At 71.0% G+C, this 24,273-nt stretch carries 20 protein-coding genes; 16 read left to right on the plus strand and 4 right to left on the minus strand.

The annotated features are described in order from the left end of the window. Nucleotides 1-56 precede the first annotated feature (56 nt). Complete coding sequence (trxA, locus tag ABH940_RS23285; protein ID WP_370067319.1) at nucleotides 57-431, plus strand: thioredoxin; 375 nt, start codon at nucleotides 57-59, stop codon at nucleotides 429-431. A 216-nt stretch (nucleotides 432-647) separates the two neighbouring features. Here trxA and ABH940_RS23290 read toward each other — a convergent pair whose 3' ends face one another. Continuing rightward, nucleotides 648-1,250, minus strand: a complete 603-nt coding sequence (locus ABH940_RS23290; RefSeq protein ID WP_370067321.1) for a TetR family transcriptional regulator — start codon at nucleotides 1,248-1,250, stop codon at nucleotides 648-650. A 151-nt stretch (nucleotides 1,251-1,401) separates the two neighbouring features. On the opposite strand from ABH940_RS23290, the gene ABH940_RS23295 reads away from it, so the two are divergent. From ABH940_RS23295 to ABH940_RS23330, 8 genes are all read left to right on the plus strand, one after another. Next, nucleotides 1,402-1,740 (plus strand): Zn-ribbon domain-containing OB-fold protein, encoded by a 339-nt coding sequence (locus tag ABH940_RS23295; RefSeq protein WP_370067323.1) that lies wholly within the window; start codon nucleotides 1,402-1,404, stop codon nucleotides 1,738-1,740. 126 nt (nucleotides 1,741-1,866) lie between these two features. Beyond that, a complete protein-coding gene (locus ABH940_RS23300) occupies nucleotides 1,867-2,268 on the plus strand; it encodes a hypothetical protein (RefSeq protein ID WP_370067325.1) in 402 nt (133 codons plus the stop codon). 139 nt (nucleotides 2,269-2,407) lie between these two features. Beyond that, nucleotides 2,408-4,480, plus strand: a complete 2,073-nt coding sequence (efeU, locus tag ABH940_RS23305; protein WP_370106097.1) for an iron uptake transporter permease EfeU — start codon at nucleotides 2,408-2,410, stop codon at nucleotides 4,478-4,480. After that, complete coding sequence (gene efeB / locus ABH940_RS23310) at nucleotides 4,480-5,796, plus strand: iron uptake transporter deferrochelatase/peroxidase subunit (protein WP_370067329.1); 1,317 nt, start codon at nucleotides 4,480-4,482, stop codon at nucleotides 5,794-5,796. Before efeU ends, efeB begins: the two co-directional genes overlap by 1 nt. A gap of 104 nt (nucleotides 5,797-5,900) precedes the next feature. Next, nucleotides 5,901-7,685: a threonine/serine exporter family protein gene (locus ABH940_RS23315; protein WP_370067332.1), complete on the plus strand. Its 1,785-nt coding sequence runs from the start codon at nucleotides 5,901-5,903 to the stop codon at nucleotides 7,683-7,685. Nucleotides 7,686-7,729: 44 nt separating this feature from the next. Further along, nucleotides 7,730-8,776 carry a hypothetical protein gene (locus tag ABH940_RS23320; protein WP_370106098.1) on the plus strand — a complete coding sequence of 349 codons (1,047 nt, stop codon included), beginning with the start codon at nucleotides 7,730-7,732 and terminating at the stop codon, nucleotides 8,774-8,776. Between the two features lie 222 nt (nucleotides 8,777-8,998). Beyond that, nucleotides 8,999-10,177: a C40 family peptidase gene (locus tag ABH940_RS23325; RefSeq protein WP_370106099.1), complete on the plus strand. Its 1,179-nt coding sequence runs from the start codon at nucleotides 8,999-9,001 to the stop codon at nucleotides 10,175-10,177. A 158-nt stretch (nucleotides 10,178-10,335) separates the two neighbouring features. Further along, complete coding sequence (locus ABH940_RS23330; RefSeq protein WP_370106100.1) at nucleotides 10,336-11,535, plus strand: serine hydrolase domain-containing protein; 1,200 nt, start codon at nucleotides 10,336-10,338, stop codon at nucleotides 11,533-11,535. A gap of 41 nt (nucleotides 11,536-11,576) precedes the next feature. Here ABH940_RS23330 and ABH940_RS23335 read toward each other — a convergent pair whose 3' ends face one another. Both ABH940_RS23335 and ABH940_RS23340 read right to left on the minus strand, forming a co-directional pair. Then, entirely contained in the window at nucleotides 11,577-12,176 is a 600-nt protein-coding gene (locus ABH940_RS23335; protein ID WP_370106101.1) for a 1,4-alpha-glucan branching protein, read from the minus strand. Between the two features lie 130 nt (nucleotides 12,177-12,306). After that, on the minus strand, nucleotides 12,307-12,804 hold the full coding sequence (locus ABH940_RS23340; protein WP_370067342.1) for an inorganic diphosphatase: 498 nt from the start codon (nucleotides 12,802-12,804) through the stop codon (nucleotides 12,307-12,309). Between the two features lie 186 nt (nucleotides 12,805-12,990). Between ABH940_RS23340 and dacB the strand changes: the two genes are divergently transcribed. The 6 genes from dacB to folE all read left to right on the plus strand — a co-directional run bounded on the left by dacB (nucleotide 12,991) and on the right by folE (nucleotide 20,837). After that, nucleotides 12,991-14,547, plus strand: a complete 1,557-nt coding sequence (gene dacB, locus ABH940_RS23345) for a D-alanyl-D-alanine carboxypeptidase/D-alanyl-D-alanine-endopeptidase (RefSeq protein ID WP_370067344.1) — start codon at nucleotides 12,991-12,993, stop codon at nucleotides 14,545-14,547. A gap of 107 nt (nucleotides 14,548-14,654) precedes the next feature. Further along, nucleotides 14,655-15,776 (plus strand): zinc-dependent metalloprotease, encoded by a 1,122-nt coding sequence (locus ABH940_RS23350; protein WP_370067346.1) that lies wholly within the window; start codon nucleotides 14,655-14,657, stop codon nucleotides 15,774-15,776. A 201-nt stretch (nucleotides 15,777-15,977) separates the two neighbouring features. Continuing rightward, on the plus strand, nucleotides 15,978-17,144 hold the full coding sequence (gene tilS, locus ABH940_RS23355; protein WP_370067348.1) for a tRNA lysidine(34) synthetase TilS: 1,167 nt from the start codon (nucleotides 15,978-15,980) through the stop codon (nucleotides 17,142-17,144). An 82-nt stretch (nucleotides 17,145-17,226) separates the two neighbouring features. Continuing rightward, nucleotides 17,227-17,811, plus strand: coding sequence for a hypoxanthine phosphoribosyltransferase (gene hpt / locus ABH940_RS23360; RefSeq protein ID WP_370067350.1), 585 nt, complete (start codon nucleotides 17,227-17,229; stop codon nucleotides 17,809-17,811). Between the two features lie 277 nt (nucleotides 17,812-18,088). Then, nucleotides 18,089-20,107, plus strand: a complete 2,019-nt coding sequence (ftsH, locus tag ABH940_RS23365) for an ATP-dependent zinc metalloprotease FtsH (RefSeq protein ID WP_370067353.1) — start codon at nucleotides 18,089-18,091, stop codon at nucleotides 20,105-20,107. 121 nt (nucleotides 20,108-20,228) lie between these two features. Continuing rightward, on the plus strand, nucleotides 20,229-20,837 hold the full coding sequence (gene folE / locus ABH940_RS23370; RefSeq protein ID WP_370067355.1) for a GTP cyclohydrolase I FolE: 609 nt from the start codon (nucleotides 20,229-20,231) through the stop codon (nucleotides 20,835-20,837). A gap of 167 nt (nucleotides 20,838-21,004) precedes the next feature. Here the strand turns inward: folE and ABH940_RS23375 are convergent, their stop codons facing one another. Beyond that, the gene (locus ABH940_RS23375) at nucleotides 21,005-22,165 is read right to left on the minus strand and encodes an alpha/beta hydrolase (protein ID WP_370067357.1); all 1,161 of its coding nucleotides are present in this window, start codon (nucleotides 22,163-22,165) and stop codon (nucleotides 21,005-21,007) included. A 238-nt stretch (nucleotides 22,166-22,403) separates the two neighbouring features. Here ABH940_RS23375 and ABH940_RS23380 point away from each other — a divergent pair, with 238 nt between their 5' ends. Then, nucleotides 22,404-24,212 carry a phosphatidylglycerol lysyltransferase domain-containing protein gene (locus ABH940_RS23380; RefSeq protein WP_370067359.1) on the plus strand — a complete coding sequence of 603 codons (1,809 nt, stop codon included), beginning with the start codon at nucleotides 22,404-22,406 and terminating at the stop codon, nucleotides 24,210-24,212. The last annotated feature ends 61 nt before the right edge of the window (nucleotides 24,213-24,273 follow it).

A 24,273-nucleotide genomic window follows, 5' to 3' on the forward strand; every position in this document is an offset into this window, starting at 1 on the left:
AAGGGCATCTGTTGGACCCGGCGGACCGAGTCGGATCGAAGCGGACCAAGAGAGAGGTGCGGAACATGGCCACGGTCGAGCTCACCAAGGACAACTTCAACGAGATCGTCGACAAGAACGACTTCGTACTCGTCGATTTCTGGGCGTCGTGGTGCGGCCCGTGCACTCAGTTCGCGCCCGTCTACGACAAGGCGTCCGAGAAGCACTCGGACCTGGTCTTCGCCAAGGTCGACACGGAGGCGCAGCAGGAGCTGGCCGCGGCGTTCGACATCCGCTCCATCCCGACGCTGATGGTGATCCGCGACCGCACGGTCATCTTCGCCCAGCCGGGCGCGCTGCCTGCGCCCGCGCTGGAGGAGGTCATCGAGAAGTCCCGCGCCGTCGACATGGACGAGGTCCGCGAGCAGGTCGCGAAGCAGCAGAACGGCTGACGCCGACTGTTCGCAGTGCGGTAGTTGCACTGTCAGGGGCGCGGGGCTGTGTTGATTTGCGGCTTCGCCGCGTGGGCGTGACGGGCTGAGCCGGTGCTCGCGCAGGTAGTTGCACTATCAGGGGCGCGGGGCTGTGTTGATTTGCGACTCCGCCGCGTGGGCGTGACGGGCTGAGCCGGTGCTCGCGCAGTTCCCCGCGCCCCTTACGTGGTGCGACTACCGGCGTGCGGACCAGTTCCGTTGCGGGCGGTAGTCGACCAGGGTGAGCGCCAGCTCAACGTGCCGGTCGATCAAGGCGTCCAGGCTCAGCGGACCGTCCTCGCGGTACCACTGGGCCACCGCGTTGCACATCGCGATGACCGCTCGGCGGGCCTCGTCCGGGTACGGCGTGAGGAACTCGCCCGACGCCACGCCCGCGTCGATCGGGTCGCGGAAGAAGTTCGTGGCCTCCGCCTGCCTGCGGGCGTATCGCTCCAAGCGGTCGCCGTCCAGGCTGCGCTCCTCCAGGAGCAGGATGTTGCTCCGCGCGGCATGCTCGCCGCGAAAGCGGGTCGTCGCCGCGACCACCGCGCTGAGCCGGTCCGCAGGGGATTCGCTGACCCGGCCGAGCGCGTCGGCGACCGCGGCGACGTAGCGGTCCATGCCCTCGTCCAGCAGGGCGTGCAGCAACTCCTGCTTGCCGGAGTAGTAGTGATACATCGCTGACAGGCTCATTCCGGCCCGCTGGGCGATGTCCCTGATCGAGGCGCTGCCGAAGCCCCGCTCGGCGAACTCCTGGCGGGCGGCCTCCAGCAGCGCGGTCTGACCGGCAGGGCGCATCGGAACCGTCCTTCGTGTGGCGAGCTTCGACCCGTGTGACTGAGCGATCGTTCGGTGATTCTACGCAGAATTCGGCTGTCCTCCCACTGGACAGCGGCGTGATCCGCGTCCTAACTTAACGATCGTTCGTGAAGGTTGGAGGAGGCAACCGATGAAGGCGGATCCCAGCGCGATGTTCCACGACGGCCTCGCCCATGGCGAGCTGCGCTACCTGCGGTGCCGTTGGTGCGCCACCTCTCTCCCGGGCTTCAGCGTGCTCTGCACCAGCTGCGGCGGCGCCGACCTGGACTGGGAGCTGAGCACCGGCAGGGGCAGGATCCACGCCCTGGGCAGCAGCGCCGTCGTCGAGCTGGACGAGGGGTTCCGGATCCGTGCCGAGCTGGCCCCCGCGCCCGCGCACCGGATCTGGCAAGGGGCCCCGGTCCGACTGGAGTTCGCCTCGTCGAGCGACGGTTCGGCCCGTCCGGTGTTCCGTCTCACGGCGGCTTGACGTCCTGCCTCGACCCCGCCGTTCGGCCGGTTGAAGACGGGTCCTGGATCTGCGAATCTCGACAGGCTGTCATCGCCCGTAGCGGGCACTCGCAGCCCCCACTCCAGTGACAGATCGAGGACCGTCATGTCCACACGTCGCGCCACCACGGCGCTTGTCGCTTCGTCGCTCGTCGCCGCCGGTCTGGCCGTCGCCACCGTCGTCACCGCCGCCCCGGCCTTCGCCAAGTCCTCCGTGGAGCTGCGAGGTACGCCGCACTCCGTCGCGCTGGGCGCCCGGATCCACCTCGCCGCGTTCGGCGCCTCGGACGACTTCGGCGGCGACGTCGTCCGGCTCTGCGTGGACGAGCGGGTGAACGGCGGACACTGGCGCCTGGTCGGCTGCGGTGCGGAGGGTGCGTACCACGCCTCCGTCCGGGCGGCGGAGCGCGGCACGCTCGCCTTCCGTGCGCAACTGCTGGCCGGCGTCGGTCACCACCACTACACCGTGGACCGGACATCGGCGACGGCCGACGTCCACGTGGCCTGAGGCGCTCCCGCCTCCCGCCTCCCGCTTTCCGGTCCCGACCCACCCCTGAAGGAGCCCGATCGATCATCCAGTAAGGTAAGCCTAACCTAATCGCTGCAAGGCGATCGGTCCGTGCTGCCGTACTGGAGGGGTCCTTCGCATGTGGGACGACGCGTTTCCCAGTTTCCTGATCGGGTTGCGGGAGGGGTTGGAGGCCGGTCTGGTCGTCTCCATCCTCGTCGCGACCCTGGTCAGAGGCGGCGAGAAGGGTCGGCTTCCGCAGGTCTGGACGGGCGTGGCCGCCGCGGTCGGACTCTCCCTCAGTTTCGGCGCGGTGCTCACCTTCACCTCCGCCAACCTGTCGGCCACGGCGCAGGAGGCGTTCGGCGGCTGTCTCAGCGTCATCGCCGTCGCCTTCGTGACGGCGATGGTCTTCTGGATGCGCAAGAACGCGCGCAACCTCTCCAGCGAGCTCAAGGAGAAGGTCAGCGCGGCACTGGCGATGGGGTCGGGGATGCTGGTGGTCACCAGCTTCCTTGCGGTCGGACGCGAGGGACTGGAGACCGCACTCTTCATCTGGACCACCGCGCAGACGGCGGGGGAGTCCACCGGCCCGCTGATCGGCGCCGCGATCGGCCTGCTGTTGGCCACCGCGCTCTGCTGGGGCCTGTACCGGCGGGTGCTCCGGATCAACCTGACCCGGTTCTTCACCTGGACCGGGCTCGGGCTCATCGTCATCGCCGCAGGCGTCCTCGCCTACGGTCTGCGCGACCTGCAGGAGGGCGGCGTCCTCCCCGGCGGCAGCAGCTTCGCGGTCGACCTGAGCGGCAGTATCGACGCCAACTCCTGGTACGCGACGCTGGTCCAGGGCATCCTCAACCTGACCACGCAGATGACCTGGCTCCAGGTCGCCGCCTATGTGGCCTACCTGGCCGTGGTTCTGACGCTCTTTCTGCGCGGTGTCCGTACGCCCGCACCCGCTCCCAAGCCCGCCGCCGCGCCCGCTCCCAAGCCCGCTCCCGCTCCCGAGCCGCAGTCCGCGCCCGCCGCCGCTCCGGAGCCCGCCTCCCCACGCCGACGGAAGTGGCTCGTGCCCGTCGCCGCGGTCGCCGTACCAGCCGTCGCCGCCGGCGCGGTGGTCGCCGTCTCCGGAGGAAAGCCGGCCGCCGCCGCGACCGTCTCCGTCTCGCCGACCGAGTGCGGCAAGGGCTTCCCCGCACCGCAGCCCGGCCAGCAGACCTTCCAGATGCGCAACACCGGCGGGCAGACCTCCGAGGTGTACCTGATCAACCCCGACACCAACGCCGTCTACGGCGAGATCGAGGGGCTGGCCCCGGGAACCACCCGCGCCCTGGTCGCCACCATCGGCTCCGGCAGCTACGCCTGGCGCTGCGTGCCGACGGGGGGTCAGGCGGTCACCTCCGCCGCCGTCACCGTCTCCGGCGGAGCCGCCGTCGCGGCCGTGCTGCCCGTCTCCGAGCAGGACCTGGCGGCGCCGCTCGCCGCCTACAAGCAGTACGTCGACGCGGGCCTGGCCACGCTGCAGGGCCAGACCGCCAAGCTGGCCGCCGACGTGCACGCGGGCGACCTCGCCGCCGCCAGGCAGGACTGGCTGACCGCGCACGTCCAGTACTCCTCCCTCGGCGCCGCCTACGGCACCTTCGAGGACTTCGACAAGCGCATCAACGGCCGCGCCGACGGGCTGCCGCTGGGCGTTGCCGACCCGGACTTCCACGGCTTCCACCGCCTGGAGTACGGCCTCTGGCACGGCCAGTCCGCCGCTCAGCTCGCGCCCGTCGCCGACGAGTTGGCCACCGACGTGACCGGGCTGCGCAAGGCCTTCCCGGCGCAGGACTTCGACCCGTCCGACCTGCCGCTGCGCACCCACGAGATCCTGGAGAACACCCTCCAGTTCGAGCTCACCGGTGACACCGACGAGGGCAGCGGCACCAACCTGGCCACCGCGCAGGCGAACCTGGCCGGGACCAAGGAGCTGCTCACCCTGCTCCGCCCGCTGATCAGCGCCCGCAGCCCGCAGTTGCTCGGCACCGTCGACGCCGACATCACCCGCTTCGGCGCTCTGCTGCAGCAGGCCCGGCAGGCGGACGGCAGCTGGACCCCGGTCGAGCAGCTCGACCCGACGCTGCGCGCCACCCTCAACGGCGCGCTCGGCCAGCTGCTGGAAGACCTCTCGCCCATCCCCGACCTGCTTGAGATCCGGAAGTCCGCCTGATGACCGACCACGCCACCGGTACCCCGTCCGACGTCCCCGCCGGCTCCTGCCCGTTCGGCTTCGGCTCCTCCCGGCGCACCTTCGTGAAGTCCGCGCTCGGCGCGGGTGCGGCCGGTGCGGCCCTCGCCGGAGGCGCGCTGACGCTGACCGGCGCCACCGCGACGTCCGCGCAGGCGGACAGCGCGTCCACCGGCGACGGCGCGTTCAGTACCGGCAGCGTCGCGTTCCACGGGCCGCAGCAGGCCGGGATCACCACCCCCGCGCCCGCCTTCGCCGCCTTCCTGTCGATGACCGTCATCGCCCAGGACCGCAAGGGCCTGGAACAGCTCTTCCACACGCTGACCGACCGGATCCGCTTCCTCACCTCCGGCGGCAACCCGCCGGACCTGGGCGTCGGCGCGCCGCCCTCCGACAACGGCATCCTCGGCCCGGTCGTCCCCGCCGACGACCTGACGGTGACCGTCGGCGTCGGGGCGTCGCTCTTCGACGCCCGCTTCGGCCTGGCGAAGCAGAAGCCCGCCAAGCTCACCCCGATGCGGACCTTTCCCAACGACAACCTGAACCCGGCCGAGTGCCACGGCGACCTCAGCCTGCAGATCTGCGCCTCCCGCCAGGACACCGTGCTGCACGCCATGCGCGACATCGCCAAGCACACCCGTGGCCTGATGCAGGTCAAGTGGCGCATCGACGGCTTCCAGAGCCTGCCGCGTCCGACCGGGACCCAGCGCAACCTGCTCGGCTTCAAGGACGGCATCGCCAACCCGGACGTCGGCTCCGGCCGGGAGATGGACCGGCTGGTCTGGGTGCAGCCCGGCTCGGGCGAGCCCGCCTGGGCGACCGGCGGCAGCTACCAGGTGATCCGGATCATCCGGATGCTGGTCGAGTTCTGGGACCGGGTCTCCCTCACCGAACAGGAGCTGATGTTCGGCCGCCGCAAGGACACCGGCGCCCCGCTGGACGGCGCGAACGAGACGGACGTCCCCGACTACGCCAAGGACCCGCAGGGCAACGCCATCCCGCTGGACGCCCACATCCGGCTGGCCAACCCGCGCACCCCGAGGACCGACGACTCCCGGATCCTGCGTCGCGGCTTCAACTACGACCGTGGCATCGACGCCGTCGGAGACCTGGACATGGGCCTGGCCTTCTGCTGCTACCAGCAGGACGTCGTCCGCCAGTTCGAGGCGACCCAGACGCGGCTGATCGACGAGCCGCTGGTCGACTACATCTCGCCCACGGGCGGCGGCTACTTCTTCGCGCTCCCGGGCGTTCGGGACGACTCCGACTGGCTGGGACGCGGCCTGCTCGCGACGTGAACCCGTTCCGGCCCAGGTGTCCGTTCTGTCACGATGGTGGGCAAGTGTGCGTCAGCCCTCGTGATCAGGCAAGGTTGGAGCCGGATACATGAGGGGAGCGGCAGGTGCCCAAGGGCAGGCAGCCAGGACGTCCGGACCAGGAGCCGGAGCAGTCCGAGGCGGGGCGTGAACAGCCGAGCAGCAAGCCGGGCGAAGAGCCGGACCAGAAGCCGGACGAGAAGCTGGACGAGCCGTCGGACGCGAAGCCGGGCGCCAAGCCGGGCGAGCCGTCGGATTCGGAGCCGGACGAGAAGCCGGGCGACGAGCTGACGGTCACTCCGGGTCTGCTCGGCCACGCCGAGCTGGTCGGCACCACGCCCGCCTCCCTGGAGCCGTCCTCCGAGGTGTCCACGGAGACCATGGAGCCCGACAGCGACTGGGCGCACTTCGGCTACACCCCGACCGCCGGCATACCGATCGTCTCGCTGCGCAAGGGTGCGCCCGGCTCCGCCCCCTGGCCGGACCGGATGCGGACGCTGCTGCGCACGCCGATGTCCGAACGGCCCGCCTTCGAGCGCACCGAGTCCGAGGAGCGCGGCAACGAGCCGAGCCCGCCCAAGGTCGCCCGCGTCCTCGACCTGACGCTGCGTATCGGCGAGCTGCTGCTGGCCAGCGGCGAGGCCGCCGAGGACGTCGAGGCCGCCATGCTCGGCGTTTCGCACGCGCTCGGCCTGGACCGCTGCGAGCCGCAGGTCACCTTCACCCTGATCGCGATCACCTACCAGCCGTCGCTGATGGCGCCGCCGGTCACCTCCACCCGGGTGGTGCGCCGACGAGGCTCCGACTACACCCGACTGGCGGCGGTCTACCGGCTGGTCGCCGACATAACGGCCGAGCACGTCGGCGTCGAGGAGGCCTACGGCCGTCTCGCCGAGATCCGCCGCAACCGGCACCCCTACCCGACCTGGGTGCTCTCCCTGGCCACCGGCGGCCTGGCCGGAGCGGCCACCCTGCTGGTCGGCGGCAAGATCGACGGGCAGGCCTGGCTGGTGCTGATCTGCGCCTTCGCCGCCTCCGTGCTCGGCGACCGCCTCGCCTGGCTGATCTCCACGCGCGGGCTGCCGGAGTTCTACCAGTTCGTCGTCGCGGCCACCCCCGCCGCCGCGCTCGGTGTCGGGCTCACCCTGATCGGCTCCGAGCTGCGCGGCTCGGTGGTGATCACCGGTGGCCTGTACGCCCTGCTGCCCGGCCGTGCGCTGGTCGCAGCCGTCGCCGACGGGCTGACCGGCTTCTACATCACCGCTGCCGCCCGACTGCTGGAGGTCCTCTACCTGGTCGTCGGCATCGTGCTCGGGGTGACCCTGGTCCTCTACGTCGGTGTCAGTTTCGGCGCCCGGCTGCACCCCGAGCAGACCCTCGCGCTGGGGGCCGCGCCGCTGATCCAGCTCCCGGCGGCGATGGTGCTGACGCTGTTCTTCGCCGTCCTGCTGCAGACGTCCCGTCAGGTACTGCCGGTCGTCACCCTCCTCGGGGGCGTCGGTTGGACCACCTACGGCGTGCTGCGCGAGGCGGGCGTCTCCGCGATCGTGGCCACCGCCGCTGCGGCGATGCTGATCGGCCTCTTCGGCCAGATGGCCTCGCGCTACCGCTACGCGTCCTCGCTCCCGTATGTGACGGCGGCGCTCGGGCCGCTGCTACCGGGTTCGCTCATCTACATCGGCCTGCTCTCCTTCACCCAGAACGAGCCGATCCCCGGCCTGCTCTCGGTGATCCGCGCGGCGGCGGTGGCGTTGGCGCTGGCGGTCGGGGTGAACCTCGGTGGCGAGATGGCGCGCCTCTTCCTGAAGGTGCCTCAGGGCGAGGGCCCGAGGCCGGCCCGTGGCGCGGCGAAGCGTACGCGAGGCTTCTGATGCGCCCACCGCTCCTGCATCCACCGCTCATGCATCCCCCGCTCATGCATCCCCCGCTCATGCATCCGCAGTTCCTGAATCCGCCGCTGCTGCACCACATGCACCTGCGCCGGCCGTTCTGGGACTTCTACGCCCACCACATCCAGGACCCCGGCAAGCAGCCGCTCTTCCTGCTGCTGGTCGGGTTCATCGGGTCGTTCCTGTTCATCCGGTTCAGCGTCCGGATGATCCGGCGCGGTGTGAAGTGGTGGCCCGGCAACGTGACGCCGGGCGGGCTGCACATCCACCACGTGGTCTTCGGCATCTTCTTCCTACTGGGCGCCGGGTTCACGGTGTTCGCCACGGACGGCAGCCATCCGTGGATCGACGGCGCCGGCCTGTTCTTCGGCATGGGCTGCGGCCTGGTCCTGGACGAGTTCGCCCTGCTGCTGCACCTGGAGGACGTCTACTGGAGCGAACAGGGCCGCAAGTCCGTCGACGCGGTGATCATCGGGATCCTCTTCACCGGGCTGCTGCTCCTCGGCTACCTCCCGCTCGGCGTGACGCCGGGGACGCCGGTGCGGTGGGGCCTCATCGTGATCATCTCCGTCAACGCGTGCTTCACGGTCGTCGCGCTGTTCAAGGGCAAGTTCTGGAGCGGGATGCTGGGGATCATGGTCCCGGGCCTCTCCTGGATCGCCGCGGTGCGGCTCGCCCGCCCGCGCAGCCCGTGGGCGCGATGGCGGTACGCCCACCGCCCGCGCAAGTTCGCCCGCGCACGCCGTCGCGAGGCCCGCTGGCACCGCCGCGGCGACGCGGCCCGCCAGCGGTTCTTCGACCTCATCGCCGGCAAGCCGACGCCTCCGGGCGTGGAACCCACCCGCGCCCACCTCTTCGCCGAACGCATGGCCCAGCGCGTCACCGCCCGCCTCGAACACGCCGTGTACGCGCCCTTGGACCAGGCCCGCGTCCGCCGCCTGGCTCGCCTGAACAGGCTCGCAGCCAAGCACGCCCCCTCCACCGCCCCACCCGCCTCCGCCGAGTCGGCCCGTCGCCGAGCCGCCGCCGCGCGCCGCCGCGCGATCGCGGCGGGGCGCAGCAAGCGTCTCTGACGGTTTGGTCTCGACGAGGGGAGGTTGCACTACCCAGGGGCGCGGAGCTCTGCTGATCTGCGGCTCCGCCGCGTGAGCGCGACAAGCCACCCTCCCACCTGGCAGGCCGAACGCGCAGGGCCATCCGCACGCCGGCGGTGTCTCGCGCGCAGTCTGATGCCCCGTCACTCATCTGGCCCGCTCGCCGCGCGTCCTAATCTGACGGTCAGCCAGAATCGTCCTGTGAAGCCCCGTCGCCCCGCGCGCCACAGAGCGGTGATCCTCGCCGCCGCCGTGGTGCTCTCACTGCCGGCACTCCTCGCCACGGCCCCGCCCGCGCCCCCGCAGGGGCCCGGCGCTCCCGCGCTGCAGAGCGCGCAGGACGCCGCTGCCGCGCTGCAGGCGCAGGTCGCCGCCGTCGCGGCGCAGCTGCAGAGCGCGCAGGCCGCCGAGGCCACGGTGAACGTGCAGGTCGAGTCCGCGGTGGAGGCCTACAACGGGGCCGTCGCCGCCCGGGCCAAGACCGCCGCTGCCGCTGCCGCCGCCGCGGCCATCGCCGTCCGCGCGGACGCGGCGCGGACCGCCGCGTGGGGCAAGGTGGGCGCGCTTGCCGCGCAGGAGTACCGGGACGGCGGGCCGCCGCAGCTCGCGGGGCTGGCGGGACTGATCGCCGCGCGGAACCCGGTGGCGGCGTCGCTGGCGGAACAGGCCGCGTCCGGCGCGTCCGACCAGGCGCGGAACGCGCTGAACCAGGCGTCCGCCACCGCGTCCCGCGCGGTCCTCGCCTCGGTGGCCGCGCAGCAGGCCGACGCCCGCGCCGCCGCAGCGGCCGCCAAGGTCGAGGCCGCCCAGAAGCAGGCGCAGACGGAGCTGAGCGACCAGCAGGCCCAGGTCACCTCCCTCGACGCGCAGCAGACCGCCCTGCTCTCCCAGCTCTCCGACGCCCAGCGCACCGCGCTGCAGCTGACCCAGGAACACGCCGCCGCCCTCGCCGCCGAGGCCGCCCGCCTGACCGCCCTGGCGGCGGCACCCACCCCGACGCCACCTCCGCTGTCGGTCCTGTCGACGGACAGCGTCCTCGCCTTTGCCCGCGCCCAGCTCGGCACCCCGTACGTCTGGGGCGGCGCGGGCCCGACCGGCTACGACTGCTCCGGCCTGACCATGCGCGCCTGGCAGCGCGCGGGCGTCGCGCTGCCGCACTACGCGGCCGACCAGTACGCCCAGTCGCACCCGCTGACCTACCGCCAGCTCCGACCGGGCGACCTGGTGTTCTGGTCCCACGACGGCCAGCCGGACGGCATCTACCACGTCGCCCTCTACACGGGCGCGGACACCATCATCGAGGCCCCGCGCACCGGCACCGTGGTGAAGACCGCCTCGCTCTGGATCATGGGCACCCCGAACTTCTACGCCCGCCCCTGAGTTGCTTCGTTTCGTGGACCGGTCGTCCGTTGCACGCGGATGCCCGCGCGGCTCCAAACGGGTGGACTCGGTGGGACGCATACCGGGCGGGGGCCGTCGGCCGGGGTCCGGGTGGTGACGTGGTCACCTGAGCCCCTGACCCGGAAGAGGCGTCCGACATGCAAAGTACCCCCTCCCGCCGTGGATTCACCGCGGCGCTCCTCGCGGCGGCGGTGCTGGCCCCGATGGCGACGAGTTCCACCGCGGCGGCTCACGCCAGGAGCAGGGCGCCGCAGAGCGGGGACGACTGCCCGCCCGGCGGTCTCGGCCCGGAGCTGACCGCTCGGCTGGACGCGGCCATCGAGGGCGTCCGCAAGCAGGCCGCGATTCCCGGCGTCATCGCGGGCGTGTGGTTGCCGGGCAGGGGAAGCTACACCCGCGCGACCGGTGTCTCCGACACCGCCACCAGCACACCGATGGCCACCGGCCTGTTCATGCGGATCGGCAGCGAGACCAAGACCTTCACGGTCACCGCGCTGCTCGAGCTCGTCGACGAGGGCAGGATCCGGCTCGACGACCCGATCTGCGCCCACATCCACGGCGTCCCGTGCGGTGACCGGATCACGCTGCGTCAGCTCGCCGAGATGCGCAGCGGCCTGTTCCCGTACACCGCGGACGCGGATTTCACGCATGCGCTGTTGAGTGACCCGGGTCGCTCGTTCACTCCGTGGGAGCTGCTCGGGTACGGCTTCAGGCACAAGAACACCTTCCGGCCGGGCGAGACGTTCCAGTACTCCAACACCAACCTCATCCTGCTCGGTCTGGTGGTCGAGAAGGTCAGCGGGCTGGGCCTGGCCGACTTCATCCACCGGCGGGTGCTGCGCCCGGCCCGCCTGCACCGCACGTGGTTCCCCCGGGGCGCTGAGATCCCCGACCCGCACGCGCACGGCTACACCGACCAGACGTTGAGCGGCAAAGTCGCGGACACGACCCACTGGAACTCCAGTTGGGCGTGGGCGGCCGGGGCGATGATCTCCGACTTCCAGGACCTGCGTCGCTGGGCCGAGATCGTCGCCACCGGAACCCTCCTCAGCCCGCAGACCCAGGCGGAGCGGCTCAAGGTGCTTCCGACCGGCTTCCCTGGCACGAGCTACGGCCTCGGCATCTTCGAGACCAGCGGATGGATCGGGCACAACGGTTCCACGCCCGGCTACGAGAGCGTGACCGTCTACCTGCCTTCGCAGAAGGCGACGATGGTGCTTCTGATCAACACGGACATCAGCTCCGGGGGCCAGGAGCCGTCCACCCTTCTCGCCCGAGCGATCACCGAGATCGTGACCCCGGACAACATCTACGACAACCCGGTCCCCCCGCGTTAGGGCCTGTTTCCAGGACCGGGTCTCGCCGGGACGTCCTGGAGCTACCCCTCCAGGGCGCGGGCGAAGACGCCGCGTACGGTCGTGTCGTCCGCCAGCGTCCACCCGGCGGCGACGTGGCGGCGGGGCTCGTCGTCGGGCCCGGCGGGGTGCAGGACGCGGCTGAGCTCGACGGGAACGCCGTCGACAGAACCGGTGCCGTGCACCGTGACCGTCGGGTCGACGGTGTCGCTCTCGCTCTGCGCCTGCGGCACCACCTCGCCGCGCAGCAGGGCGCGCAGCTGGGCGGTCACCACCGGGTCCTGCTCGCCGTCGTAGAGGTACCGGGTGCCGAGTGCGCCGTGCTCGGCCGTCCCGATCAGGGCCTCGGCCGGGGCCCCTTCCAGCGGGGCGCTGCGGTAGGCCATCGGCACGAGGTAGGCCACCGGCTCCGGCCCTGCGCTGTCGCGCACGACCGCGAACTCGATCCCGACCTCGCCCTCCGGGTCGTCCAGCCGGAATCCGCCCGCCCTGGACAGCTCCGGCGTCACGGCACCGGCATCTCCGTCACCGCCGCCCCCGAGGTACCAACTCTGCTGCGACAGCCACGCGGTGAGCAGTTCGAGCTTGCCGGGAGTCAGGGTCGTGCGATGGATCTCAGCCATGAGCCCCAACCTAGCCTCGACGTAGCCCCAGGGCATGCCTGAGCCCAGCGGACGCGGGTCCGCTGGGCTCAGGTGCTGCCGCCGTCCGGTGCGGAGGGACGGCGGCGCCGGTCGTGCCCGAAGGCGCCGGTCAGTGGTGGCTCTTGCCGGACTCGGCGAGGCGCTTGACGGAGTTGGTGATCTCCTCCTCCGCCTCGGCGCGGCCGACCCAGTGCGCACCCTCGACCGACTTGCCCGGCTCCAGGTCCTTGTAGACCTCGAAGAAGTGCTGGATCTCCAGGCGGTCGAACTCGGAAACGTGGTGGATGTCGCGCAGGTGCTCCCAGCGCGGGTCCGAGGCCGGGACGCAGAGCAGCTTGTCGTCGCCGCCTGCCTCGTCGGTCATGTGGAACATCCCGATGGCGCGGCACTTGATGACGCAGCCCGGGAAGGTGGGCTCCTCGAGGATGACGAGCGCGTCGAGCGGGTCGCCGTCCTCGCCGAGGGTCCCGTCGACGAAGCCGTAGTCGGCCGGGTAGCGGGTCGAGGTGAAGAGCATGCGGTCGAGGTAGATGCGGCCACTCTCGTGGTCCACCTCGTACTTGTTCCGCGAACCCTTCGGGATCTCGATCGTGACGTCGAACTCCAAGGCTCTCCTCCAATATCAGTGGGTGCAGCCAATAGTGTCTCCTACGGCGTGGAGTGCTCAGGAATGGGGAAGGGCCGGATGGGGAACTGGCGGGCAACGGCGCAGGCCGTGTGGGTGGCACGGGCTGCGACGACGGCTCGGGCATGGGCCCGGACGAGAGAGCGGACGAAGGAGCAGGCGGCACGGGTGACCGTGCGGACCAGAGCGCAGGCGGTGACGACCGCGCGGACCCTCGGGACGCGGCTGCGCCCGCTGCTGCCGCACGCGACGCGGATCGGGCGCCGATACGCGTACGCACCGACCCGGCAGGTGGCCGGCATCGCGGGCGGGACCGGCCTGGTGCTCGCGCTCGTGCTGATCACCGTGACCGGCCCGTGGGCGGGCGGCCAGCGCGTCAGCGAGCAGGCGCTCGGCGGTGCCACAGGCGGTGCCTCAGGCGGCGCTCACGGCGTGCCGAAGCCCGCCGGGCCGTCCTGGCAGCAGGCCGCCGCCGTGCTGGCCCCGGTGGGCGCCACGGTCGGCACCGCCGGACTGCCGACGCAGAGCGGACTGAGCAGCGCCCTCGGCGGACCGCTGGCGGACCCCACGCTCGGCACCGTCACCGCGGACGTGGTCGACGTCGCCGACGGCCGGACGCTCTACAGCTCCGATGCCGACCAGCCGCAGACGCCCGCCTCGACCAACAAGCTCGCCACGGCCACCGCCGCGTTGACCCTGCTCGGTCCCGACCACACCTTCACCACCCGCGTCGTCGGCAACGCCCGCACCGGCCTGGTGCTGGTCGGTGGCGGTGACGCGACGCTCAGCGCGAGCAGCGGCCCGGACAGTCTCACCGCCCTGGCCGCCGCCACCGCGACCGCGCTGCGGGCGGAGCAGCCTGCCCACGCGCAGAACCCTGGCTCCAAGGCAGCGGCGAGCGCCCCGATCGCGCTGCACTACGACATCTCGCTCTTCGGCGGGCCCGCGCTGCACCCGATCGGGGTCAACGACAACATCGCGCTGGTCCAGGCGCTGACCGCGGACGAGGGCCGGATCGACCCGACCAGCACCGAGAACGCCCCGCGCTGGTCGGACCCGGCCGCGCACGCCGCCGCCCAGTTCGCCGCGGCGCTGGCCGCCGACGGGGTCCAGGCCGACCCGGCCCCGACCGAGGGCACGGCCCCGGCCGGTGCGGCGACCCTGGCGCAGGTGCAGAGCGCGCCGCTCAGCGACGTCGTCGAGCAGATGCTGACCAACAGCGACAACGACATCGCCGAGTCGCTCGGCCACGCCTGCGCCGTCGCCGCCCACCAGCCGGTCACCTTTTCGGGCGCCGTCACCGCGGTGATGTCGACGCTCACCCGTCTGGGCGTGACCTGGGGCTCGGCCCGGCTCTTCGACGCCAGCGGTCTCAGCGACCAGGACGCGGTCCCGGCACGGGTGCTGACGCAGCTGCTCGTCCTCGACGCCTCGCCCGCGCACCCGGAGCTCCGCTCCATCGTCACCGGCCTGCCGGTGGCCGGGTTCACCGGCACGCTCGACAACCGCTACGGCGGCGACGGCACCGAGGCGGGACTCGGCGTGGTCCGGGCCAAGACCGGCTCGCTCACCACCGTCAACACCCTGGCCGGGCTGGTGGTCGACCGCAGCGGACGGCTGCTCGCCTTCGCGTTCATGTCCCACGCGGGTGGCGACGCCACCACTGCCCGCGACGGCCTCGACCGCCTCGCCTCCGCCGTCGCCCAGTGCGGCTGCGGCGGGTAGGCGACGGGCAGGGCACACGAGGCAGGGCACCCGGGGCAGGGCACACGGCGCGGGCGCGCGGCCGCATACGGTCCCCAGAACGCCGAAGAGAACGTACGGTTGAACGCATGACGAGCGCCGGTGGTAGCGGTAACAGCGGTAGCAAGGGCACGGACATGATCGACTGGGATCTCGCGGTCGCCACTGCGAGCCGTTTCGCGCGGCCCGGACCGGAGGTCACCCGCGAGGAGGCCCGCGCCGCCGTCGCCGAGCTGCGCGCGCACGCCCGCGAGGCGGAGGCCCACGTCCGCGAGTACACCAGATTGAGCTCGCCACACGGCGGGACGCCGGTCCTGGTCGTGGACCGGCCCGGCTGGATCAAGGCCAACGTGGCCGGGTTCCGTACCGTCATCTCCCCGCTGGTGCAGAAGATGGCGACCCGCAGGGCCGCCACGCCGGGCGGAGCCGCGCTGGGCGCGGTCGGCGGCAAGGTGACCGGCGTCGAGCTGGGCCTGCTGCTGGCGTTCCTCTCCACCAAGGTCCTCGGCCAGTACGAGACCTTCGCCCCGGCCGACGTGCCCGCCGACCTCTCCGCGATGGACAAGCCGGCCACGCCGCCCGGCCGACTGCTGCTGGTCGCCCCGAACATCGTCGCCGTCGAGCGCGAACTCGACGTCGACCCGCACGACTTCCGCCTCTGGGTCTGCCTGCACGAGGAGACCCACCGCACCCAGTTCACCTCGGTGCCGTGGCTGCGCGACCACATCGAGGGGGAGATCCAGGCATTCCTGGCGGAGACCGAGATCGACCCGGCCACCCTGGTCGAGCGGCTGCGCGAGGCGCTGAGCGGCGGCGGGCAGAGCCCCAGCAACCTGGTCGAGGTGGTGCAGACGCCGACCCAGCGCGAGATCCTCGGCCGGCTGACGGCCGTCATGTCGCTGCTGGAGGGCCATGCCGACGTGGTGATGGACGGGGTCGGCCCGCAGGTCGTGCCGAGCGTGGGGGAGATCAGGGAGAAGTTCCAGCAGCGCCGGGCCAAGGGCGCCGGACGGATGGACCTGTTGCTGCGCCGCCTGCTCGGCATGGACGCCAAGCTGAGGCAGTACCAGGACGGCGCGGTCTTCGTGAACGCGGTGCTGGACGCCGTCGGCATGGAGGGCTTCAACAAGGTCTGGACGTCCCCGAACACCCTGCCCACCAAGGAGGAGATCCACAATCCGGCCGCCTGGGTGGCCCGCATGCACCGCTGAGCCGGCGTCAACTCCGGTCCGTCTTCGAGGCCGGTTCACTCGAACGCGGGAACAGAAGATGCACGACGACGACGCAACAGCGTGTCGGACGTGACTTCTGCGACGATCTGCGACCAGCCGGTCACTCTGGGTATGAGAAGATGCGGCAGCCTCCTGCGGAGGCCCTGCTCCCCAACCGCACGCTCCGAGGAGTGATCGACCATGGGTCCCCACCCCGCAGTGGCGGCGATACGCCTGGCGGTGCGCCGGGTGCTTGCCGAGTTCGCCGACGACATCCCCGCCGTTCCGGCCACCTTCGCCGGTGCGGAACAACCTGACGCCCGCCCCCCCGTCTCCCACCACCACCCATCTGACGAGGCGCTGCGCGCCGCCGGCCCGCGCCCTCTTCTGACTTCAGTCGGTGACGTGGATCCCCGTCACGCCAAGTACCGAAAGCCACGGCCGCGCCCCGCCGACTCCGCGCCGCTGGTGCTGGTGGCCTGCTCCGGCGGCGCCGACTCCATGGCGCTCGCCGCCGCCACCGTCTTCGAAGCCGCCAAGCTCGGCGTCCGCGCCGGCGCCGTGACCGTCGACCACGGCCTGCAGGGCGGCTCCACCACCCGCGCCCTGGAGGTCGCCACCCGGCTGCGCGCCCTCGGACTGGACCCGGTCGACGCCCTCGGCGTGAACGTCCCCGCCGCCCGCGGCCACGGCGGCCCCGAGGCCGCCGCCCGGGACGCCCGGTACGCCGCGCTCGCCGCCGCCGCCGAGCGCCATGGTGCCCGTGCCGTCCTCCTCGGCCACACCCGCGACGATCAAGCCGAAACCGTCCTGCTCGGCCTCGCCCGCGGCAGCGGCACCCGCTCGCTCAGCGGGATGCCCGCCGTCACCGGCCGCTACCGTCGCCCCTTCCTGGAGCTGGACCGGGCCACCACCCGCCAGGCCTGCGCCGTGCTCGACCTGCCGGTCTGGGACGACCCGCACAACATCGACCCCGCCTACGCCCGTGCCCGCGTCCGCCACGAGGTGCTGCCGGTGCTGGAGAAGCACCTGGGCGGCGGCGTGGTCGAGGCCCTGGCCCGGACCGCCCGGCTCTTCCGCGACGACGCCGACGCCCTGGACGTCTGGGCGGCCCAGGTGGAGACCGACGTCAGCCACCCCGACGGCCTGGACGCCCCGCGCCTGGCCGAGCTGCCCGCCGCGGTCCGCCGCCGGGTGCTGCGTCGCGCCGCGCTGGACGCGGGTGCGCCCGGCGGAGAGCTCTTCGCCCGCCACGTCGAGGCCATGGACCTGCTGGTCACCTCCTGGCGCGGCCAGGGCCCGGTGCACCTGCCCGGCAACGTGCGGATGCGCCGCCAGTCGGGCCGCCTCACGTTCCGGCGTGCCTGAGCCCTTCCGGCGTGCCTGAGTGCCTGAGTCGCTCCCGTAAGGTTGAGCATGCAGCCGCAGGGTGGACGACTCTGCGATCTCCATGATCTCCAGCTCTGAGGAAGTAGCACGGGTGGACGAGAAGGACATGGGCACCGACCTTGCCAAGGTGCTCATCAGCAAGGACGAGATCGACGCCAAGCTCGCGGAACTCGCCGCGCTGATCGACCGCGACTACGCGGGCAAGGAACTGCTGATCGTCGGCGTGCTCAAGGGCGCGGTCATGGTGATGGCGGACCTCGCCCGCACCCTGCACTCGGACCTGACCATGGACTGGATGGCGGTGTCCTCCTACGGCATGGGGACCAAGTCGTCCGGCGTGGTCCGCATCCTCAAGGACCTGGACACCGACATCTCCGGCCGGGACGTGCTGATCGTCGAGGACATCATCGACTCCGGGCTGACCCTGTCCTGGCTGCTCAGCAACCTGCAGTCGCGCAACCCGGCCTCCCTGGAGGTCTGCACCCTGCTGCGCAAGCCGGACGCGGCCAAGGTGTCCATCGACGTCAAGTACGTCGGTTTCGACATCCCCAACGAGTTCGTGGTCGGCTACGGCCTGGACTACGCGGAGAAGTTCCGTAACCTCCCCTTCGTCGGCACGCTCGCGCCGCACGTCTACGGCGGCTGAGGAACTTTCTCACCCGACCTCTCACCAGGTCGTCCACGCGGAGTGGACCGGGCGGGAACAGTGTCCGGTTTCCCTCCGTTGGACCCTGGGAAGAGCCGTTTGACACGGGAACGCAATCGTTCAGATGGAGAATGGCTGCGGTACCGTCCAATAATTCGCTGTTCCTATCGGGGACGGTCGAGGACAAACACAGACATAGGACGCACCGCCCGGCGTGGAGCCGCGAGGTGCCGCACAGTGGCAGGAGGGACGGGGCGGCTCTGGTCGCCCCGCATGGATGGACGTGAAGCGATACTTCCGTGCGCCGGTGATGTGGATTGTTCTGGCCGTCCTCGCCGTAGTCGTGCTGATGCAGGTCGTCTCCTCGACCCAGGGCTACAAGACCGAGGACACCAGCCAGGTCATCAGCCAGATCGACCAGGGCAACGCCCAGTCGGTGCAGGTCACGACCGGCGACAGTCAGTTGATCAAGGTTCAGCTCAAGAACGGCAAGACCGTCGACGGAACGAACATGATCCAGGCGCAGTACGCCTCTGACCAGTTCGCGGCGGACCTGCAGACCAACCTGCAGCAGTCGGTGGACAAGGGCCAGCTCGGCAGCTACACGGTCAAGCAGGACAAGCAGAACGCCTTCGTCGGCATCCTGCTGTCGCTGCTGCCGTTCGTGCTGATCGTCGTGGTCTTCCTGTTCCTGATGAACCAGATGCAGGGCGGCGGCTCGCGCGTCATGCAGTTCGGCAAGTCCAAGGCGAAGCTGATCACCAAGGACACCCCGAAGACGACGTTCTCGGACGTCGCGGGTGCCGACGAGGCCGTCGAGGAGCTCCAGGAGATCAAGGAGTTCCTGCAGGAACCGGCCAAGTTCCAGGCCGTGGGCGCCAAGATCCCCAAGGGTGTGCTGCTCTACGGCCCGCCCGGAACCGGTAAGACGCTGCTGGCCCGCGCCGTCGCCGGCGAGGCCGGGGTGCCGTTCTACTCGATCTCCGGTTCGGACTTCGTCGAGATGTTCGTCGGTGTCGGCGCCTCCCGCGTCCGCGACCTGTTCGAGCAGGCCAAGGCGAACGCCCCGGCGATCGTCTTCGTCGACGAGATCGACGCGGTCGGCCGCCACCGCGGCGCCGGCCTCGGCGGTGGTCACGACGAGCGCGAGCAGACGCTGAACCAGCTGCTCGTCGAGATGGACGGCTTCGACGTCAAGGGCGGCGTGATTCTGATCGCGGCGACCAACCGGCCCGACATCCTCGACCCGGCGCTGCTGCGTCCGGGCCGCTTCGACCGCCAGATCGCCGTGGACCGGCCCGACCTGATCGGTCGCCTGGAGATCCTCAAGGTCCATCAGAAGGGCAAGCCGGTCGCCCCGGACGTCGACCTGCAGGCCGTCGCCCGTCGCACCCCCGGCTTCACCGGCGCCGACCTGAGCAACGTCCTCAACGAGGCCGCGCTGCTCACCGCCCGCGGTGACAAGAAGCTGATCGACAACAACACCCTGGACGAGGCGATCGACCGCGTCGTGGCGGGTCCGCAGAAGCGCACGCGGATCATGTCCGACAAGGAGAAGAAGATCACCGCGTACCACGAGGGCGGTCACGCCCTGGTCGCGGCGGCCTCGCCCAACAGCGACCCGGTGCACAAGGTCACGATCCTCTCCCGCGGCCGCGCCCTCGGTTACACGATGGTGCTGCCGGACGAGGACAAGTACTCGACCACGCGCAACGAGATGCTCGACCAGCTCGGCTACATGATGGGCGGTCGCGCGGCGGAGGAGCTGGTCTTCCACGACCCGACCACCGGCGCGTCGAACGACATCGAGAAGGCCACCGCCACCGCGCGGGCCATGGTGACGCAGTACGGCATGACCGAGCGCCTCGGTGCGATCAAGTTCGGGACCGACGCCTCCGAGCCCTTCCTGGGCCGTGAGATGGGCCACCAGCGCGACTACTCGGAAGAGGTCGCCGCCCTGGTGGACGAGGAGGTCAAGAAGCTGATCGAGAACGCCCACAACGAGGCGTGGGAGATCCTGGTCGAGAACCGCGACGTGCTGGACACCCTGGTTCTGGAGCTCCTCGACAAGGAGACCCTGAACAAGGAGCAGCTCGCCGAGATCTTCGCCCCGATCGTCAAGCGTCCGCCGCGTCCGGCCTGGACCGGCTCGCCGCGTCGGACCCCGTCCACTCGCCCGCCGGTGCAGTCGCCGCGCGAGCTGTCCCTCACCAACGGCGTCAGCGACGCGGCCCCGTCCCTGGACAAGGGCACCACGCTCCCGCCGCTGCCGGGACTGGACCAGCCTGAGCTGTAACCCGTAAGGCGCCTGTCACGGGCGTCCGGAATGAATGCTGCTGCCCCGAGGCTATTAGCCTTGGGGCAGCAGTACGTTTGTCCGACGTTTTTCGTTCTGATCGTTCTGAGGAGAACCGCCCATGATCGACCCGGTAACCATCGACGGTTCGTCCGGTGCCGTCCGGGAGTTCGACCAGAAGCGCGCGGAGGACGCGGTCCGCGAACTGCTCATCGCCGTCGGTGAGGACCCCGACCGCGAAGGCCTGCAGGACACGCCGGCGCGCGTGGCGCGCGCGTACAAGGAGATCTTCGCGGGGCTCTTCCAGGAGCCCGAGGACGTGCTGACCACCGTCTTCGACCTGGGCCACGACGAGCTGGTCCTGGTCAAGGACATCGAGCTGGTCTCCTGCTGCGAGCACCACCTGCTGCCGTTCCACGGCGTGGCGCACGTCGGCTACATACCTGCCGAGAACGGCAAGATCACCGGCCTGTCCAAGCTGGCCCGCCTGGTGGACGTCTACGCCCGCCGGCCCCAGGTGCAGGAGCGTCTGACGACGCAGATCGCCGACTCCCTGCTGCGGATCCTCGAGGCCCGCGGCGTGATCGTGGTCATCGAGGCGGAGCACATGTGCATGAGCGTGCGCGGCATCCGCAAGCCCGGCGCCAAGACGATGACCTCCGCGGTCCGCGGCCAGCTCCGCGACGGCAAGACCCGCGCCGAGGCCATGAGCCTGATCATCGGACGCTGAGTCTTCGGCGCGTGGGCGGTTGCACTATCAGGGGCGCGGGGAACTGCGCGACAAGCCACCCACTCAGGTAGAGCCCCGAACGTGCAGGGCCATCCGCTCGTCAGTGGTTTCTCGCGCAGTTCCCCGCGCCCCTGAGGAAAGTGCAACTTCCCCGCTTGCTGACCAGCTCAGGCGGTACCCGTGCCCGTGGGGACGAGGAGGTGGTTGGCGACCCACGGGAGGGCCAGCGGGGTTTCCTGGTTCCACGTGGTGAAGTTGTGGCCGCCGGAGGCCAGGAAGAGCGAGGAGATCGCGAACGGCGGCTTCGCCTCGACCGCCTTGATGAACGCCTGCGTGTCCTTGTAGTCCGCCTCGGTCCTGCTGCTGGTCACCAGCAGCGACACCGGCACCGCCGGCAGGTGGGCCACGCGCCACATCAGGTCGGCCTGGTTCCGCAGGTCCTGGCTGCCGCCGAACAGGTTGCCCGTGGTGGAGTCCTCAGCGGCCTTGTAGTAGCCGGAGAGCGACGCCGCAGCCGTGAACGAGCCGGGCTCCCGCATCGCGAGCGACAGCGCGCAGTAGCCGCCGGTCGAGTCGCCGATCACGCCCCAGGCGCTGCCCGCGGTGGAGACGTTGTACTGCGTGGCCAGCGCACGCGGCAGGTCCTTCGAGAAGAAGGTCTGCGCCTGCGGCCCACCGGGGACGTCCTGGCACTCGTTGTCACGCGGCATCACCACGGACGGCCGCATCAGGACCATCACCGTCGGCGGCATCTTCTTCCGGTAGATGTCCTGCGCGGCGATCGTCGGGTACTTCATCCGCGAGATCAGGTTGTCCGGCGTGCCCGGGTAGCCGGTGAAGACGACCATCACCGGGAACTTCTTGTGCGCGTTCGCCGGGTCCTTGTACGCGGCCGGCAGGTAGACGAACGCGGGCTCGGTCAGGCCCGTCGAGCCGCCCTGTATGGCGACCTGCTGGACCGAGCCGCCGCTCGCGCCGGCGTCCGAGCCGCCCAGCTGGAGCGCGACCGGCTTGCTGGCCTGGACGGTGACGCTGCCCGCGCCCTTGCCGTCCGACGTCTGCTTGGTGTGGTCGACGATCGTCGGCGCCGGACCCTGGTCCGTGCCGAAGAGGTCGCTGAAGGAGCTGTAGAAGCCGCCCCAGTTGTTCGCGACCAGCCCGATCGCCACCAGGCTCAGCACCTGGCTCAGCAGCAGGGTCCCGACCCGTCCGCTGACGGCCTTCCAGTTGCGCCCGCTCAGCCTGGGCCAGAGCCAGACCGTTCCGACGAAGCTGGCGATCGCCAGGAGTGCGACGAGCAGCTCCAGTTTCTTGCTGGTGAGTCCCATGTCGTGCCTGCGCCCAAACCTCTGTCCCGATGACCGCCCGTCGCTGTCCGGCGACGCGGCGTGTCCTGCTCCGACCCGATTGGTGGTTCGGGTCCGGAGCTCCGACGTTCCAGCATGCCTGAGCGGTTCCTGAGCACCCGCACTGTAGTCCCCGTACGCCTGCTATTCATGTGCGCTCATCACCTAGGATGTCCCACCGGGAACCAAGTCCTTACCTGTGCGTCTACGCTTTGCTCCCATGAGTGAACCCGTGGCCACCGAGCGACCGACCCGCAAGGGCCTGCCGATCCCCAAGGTCTCCCGTCCCTGGGTGCCACGTGCAGTCGGCTACGCCACGGCCCTGATCGGCATCTTCGACATCGTCGCCGGGCTCGAGCCGCACTTCCGCGAGAGCGACGCGCACAAGATCGCCAGCCTGCTGCCGGGCACGGTCACCACGCTGGCCACGGCCGCGTCCCTGGTCGTCGGCATCCTGCTGATCATGCTGGCGCACGCGCTGCGCCGCCGTAAGGCGCGGGCGTTCCGTGCCGTCGCCGTGCTGCTGCCGGTCGGCGCCCTGGTCGAGCTGCTGCGCTGGCACCACACCGGCACCGCGGTGATCTCGCTGGTCGTCTGGGTGCTGCTGCTGGTCAACCACCGCGAGTTCTACGCCCTGTCCGACCCGCGGACGCGCTGGCGGGCGCTGTTCAACTTCGTGCTGATGCTCGCGCTGAGCTTCGGCTTCGGCCTGATCATCGTCAGCTCGCACGCCAAGACGACCGTGGGCGATCCCACACTGCGGGAACGATTCTGGGAGGTCTTCTGGGGCCTGCTCGGCATCGGCGGCCCGATCTCGTACGTCGGTGACCGCACCGGCGACCTGGTCTACTACTCGCTGGCCGGCCTCGGCCTGTTCACCGCGGTCAGCACGGCGTGGCTGGCGCTGCGCCCGTCCAAGCCGGTCGCCCGGCTGGACGCGTCCGAGGAGCAGCGGGTCCGCGAGCTGCTGGTCAAGCACGGCGTCCGCGACTCGCTCGGCTACTTCGCGCTGCGGCGCGACAAGAGCGTGATCTTCTCGCCCACCGGCAAGGCGGCGGTGGCCTACCGCGTCGTCTCCGGGGTGATGCTCGCCTCGGGCGACCCGATCGGCGACGTCGAGGCGTGGCCGGGCGCGATCAAGTGCTTCATGGAGGAGGCCTACCGGCACGCCTGGGTCCCCGCCGTGATGGGCTGCAGCGAGACCGGCGGCGAGGTCTGGACCCGCGAGGCGGGCCTGGACGCGCTGGAGATCGGCGACGAGGCCATCGTCGAGGTGGCCGACTTCACGCTGGAGGGCCGCGCGATGCGCAACGTCCGCCAGATGGTGAAGCGCATCGAGCGGGCCGGCTACGAGTGCCGGGTCCGCCGCGTCGAGGAGCTGGACGCGACGGAGCGCGAGGCGATCCGTCACGCCGCGGACACCTGGCGCGGCACGGAGACCGAGCGCGGCTTCTCCATGGCGCTGGGCCGCTTCGGCGACGTCCGCGACGAGGGCTGTGTGGTCGTCACCGCGCACAAGGCAGTCGAGGGGGCGCCCGAGGGAGCCTCGGACATCCGGGCCGTGCTGCACTTCGTGCCGTGGGGCAAGGACGGCATCTCGCTGGAGCTGATGCGGCGCGACCGCGACGCCGACCCGGGCCTGAACGAGTTGCTGATCGTCAAGGCGCTGGAGGCCGGTCCGTCGCTGGGCGTCAACCGGGTCTCGCTCAACTTCGCGATGTTCCGCTCGGCGCTGGCGCGCGGCGAGCGGATCGGTGCGGGCCCGGTGCTGCGGGCGTGGCGCGGGCTGCTGGTCTTCCTGTCGCGGTGGTTCCAGATCGAGTCGCTGTACAAGTTCAACGCGAAGTTCCGCCCGATCTGGGAACCGCGGTTCCTGGTCTACCCGAGCGCCTCGGATCTCCCGCGCATCGGTATCGCGGCGCTCCAGGCGGAGGCGTTCATCGTCATGGAGCTGCCGAAGTCGCTCCGGCGCTTCCAACGGGCGGTCTCCGACCCCAACGAGGCGATCACCATCCCGGCCCCCAGGTAGTTGCGGTTTCTTTGGGGGCGCGGGGAAAGTGCATCTGGCCGCCGGAACTTCAGCGGAGCGC

The sequence above is a fragment of the Streptacidiphilus sp. BW17 genome (assembly GCF_041262485.1).
In the GTDB taxonomy this organism is placed as follows: Bacteria; Actinomycetota; Actinomycetes; order Streptomycetales; family Streptomycetaceae; genus Streptacidiphilus.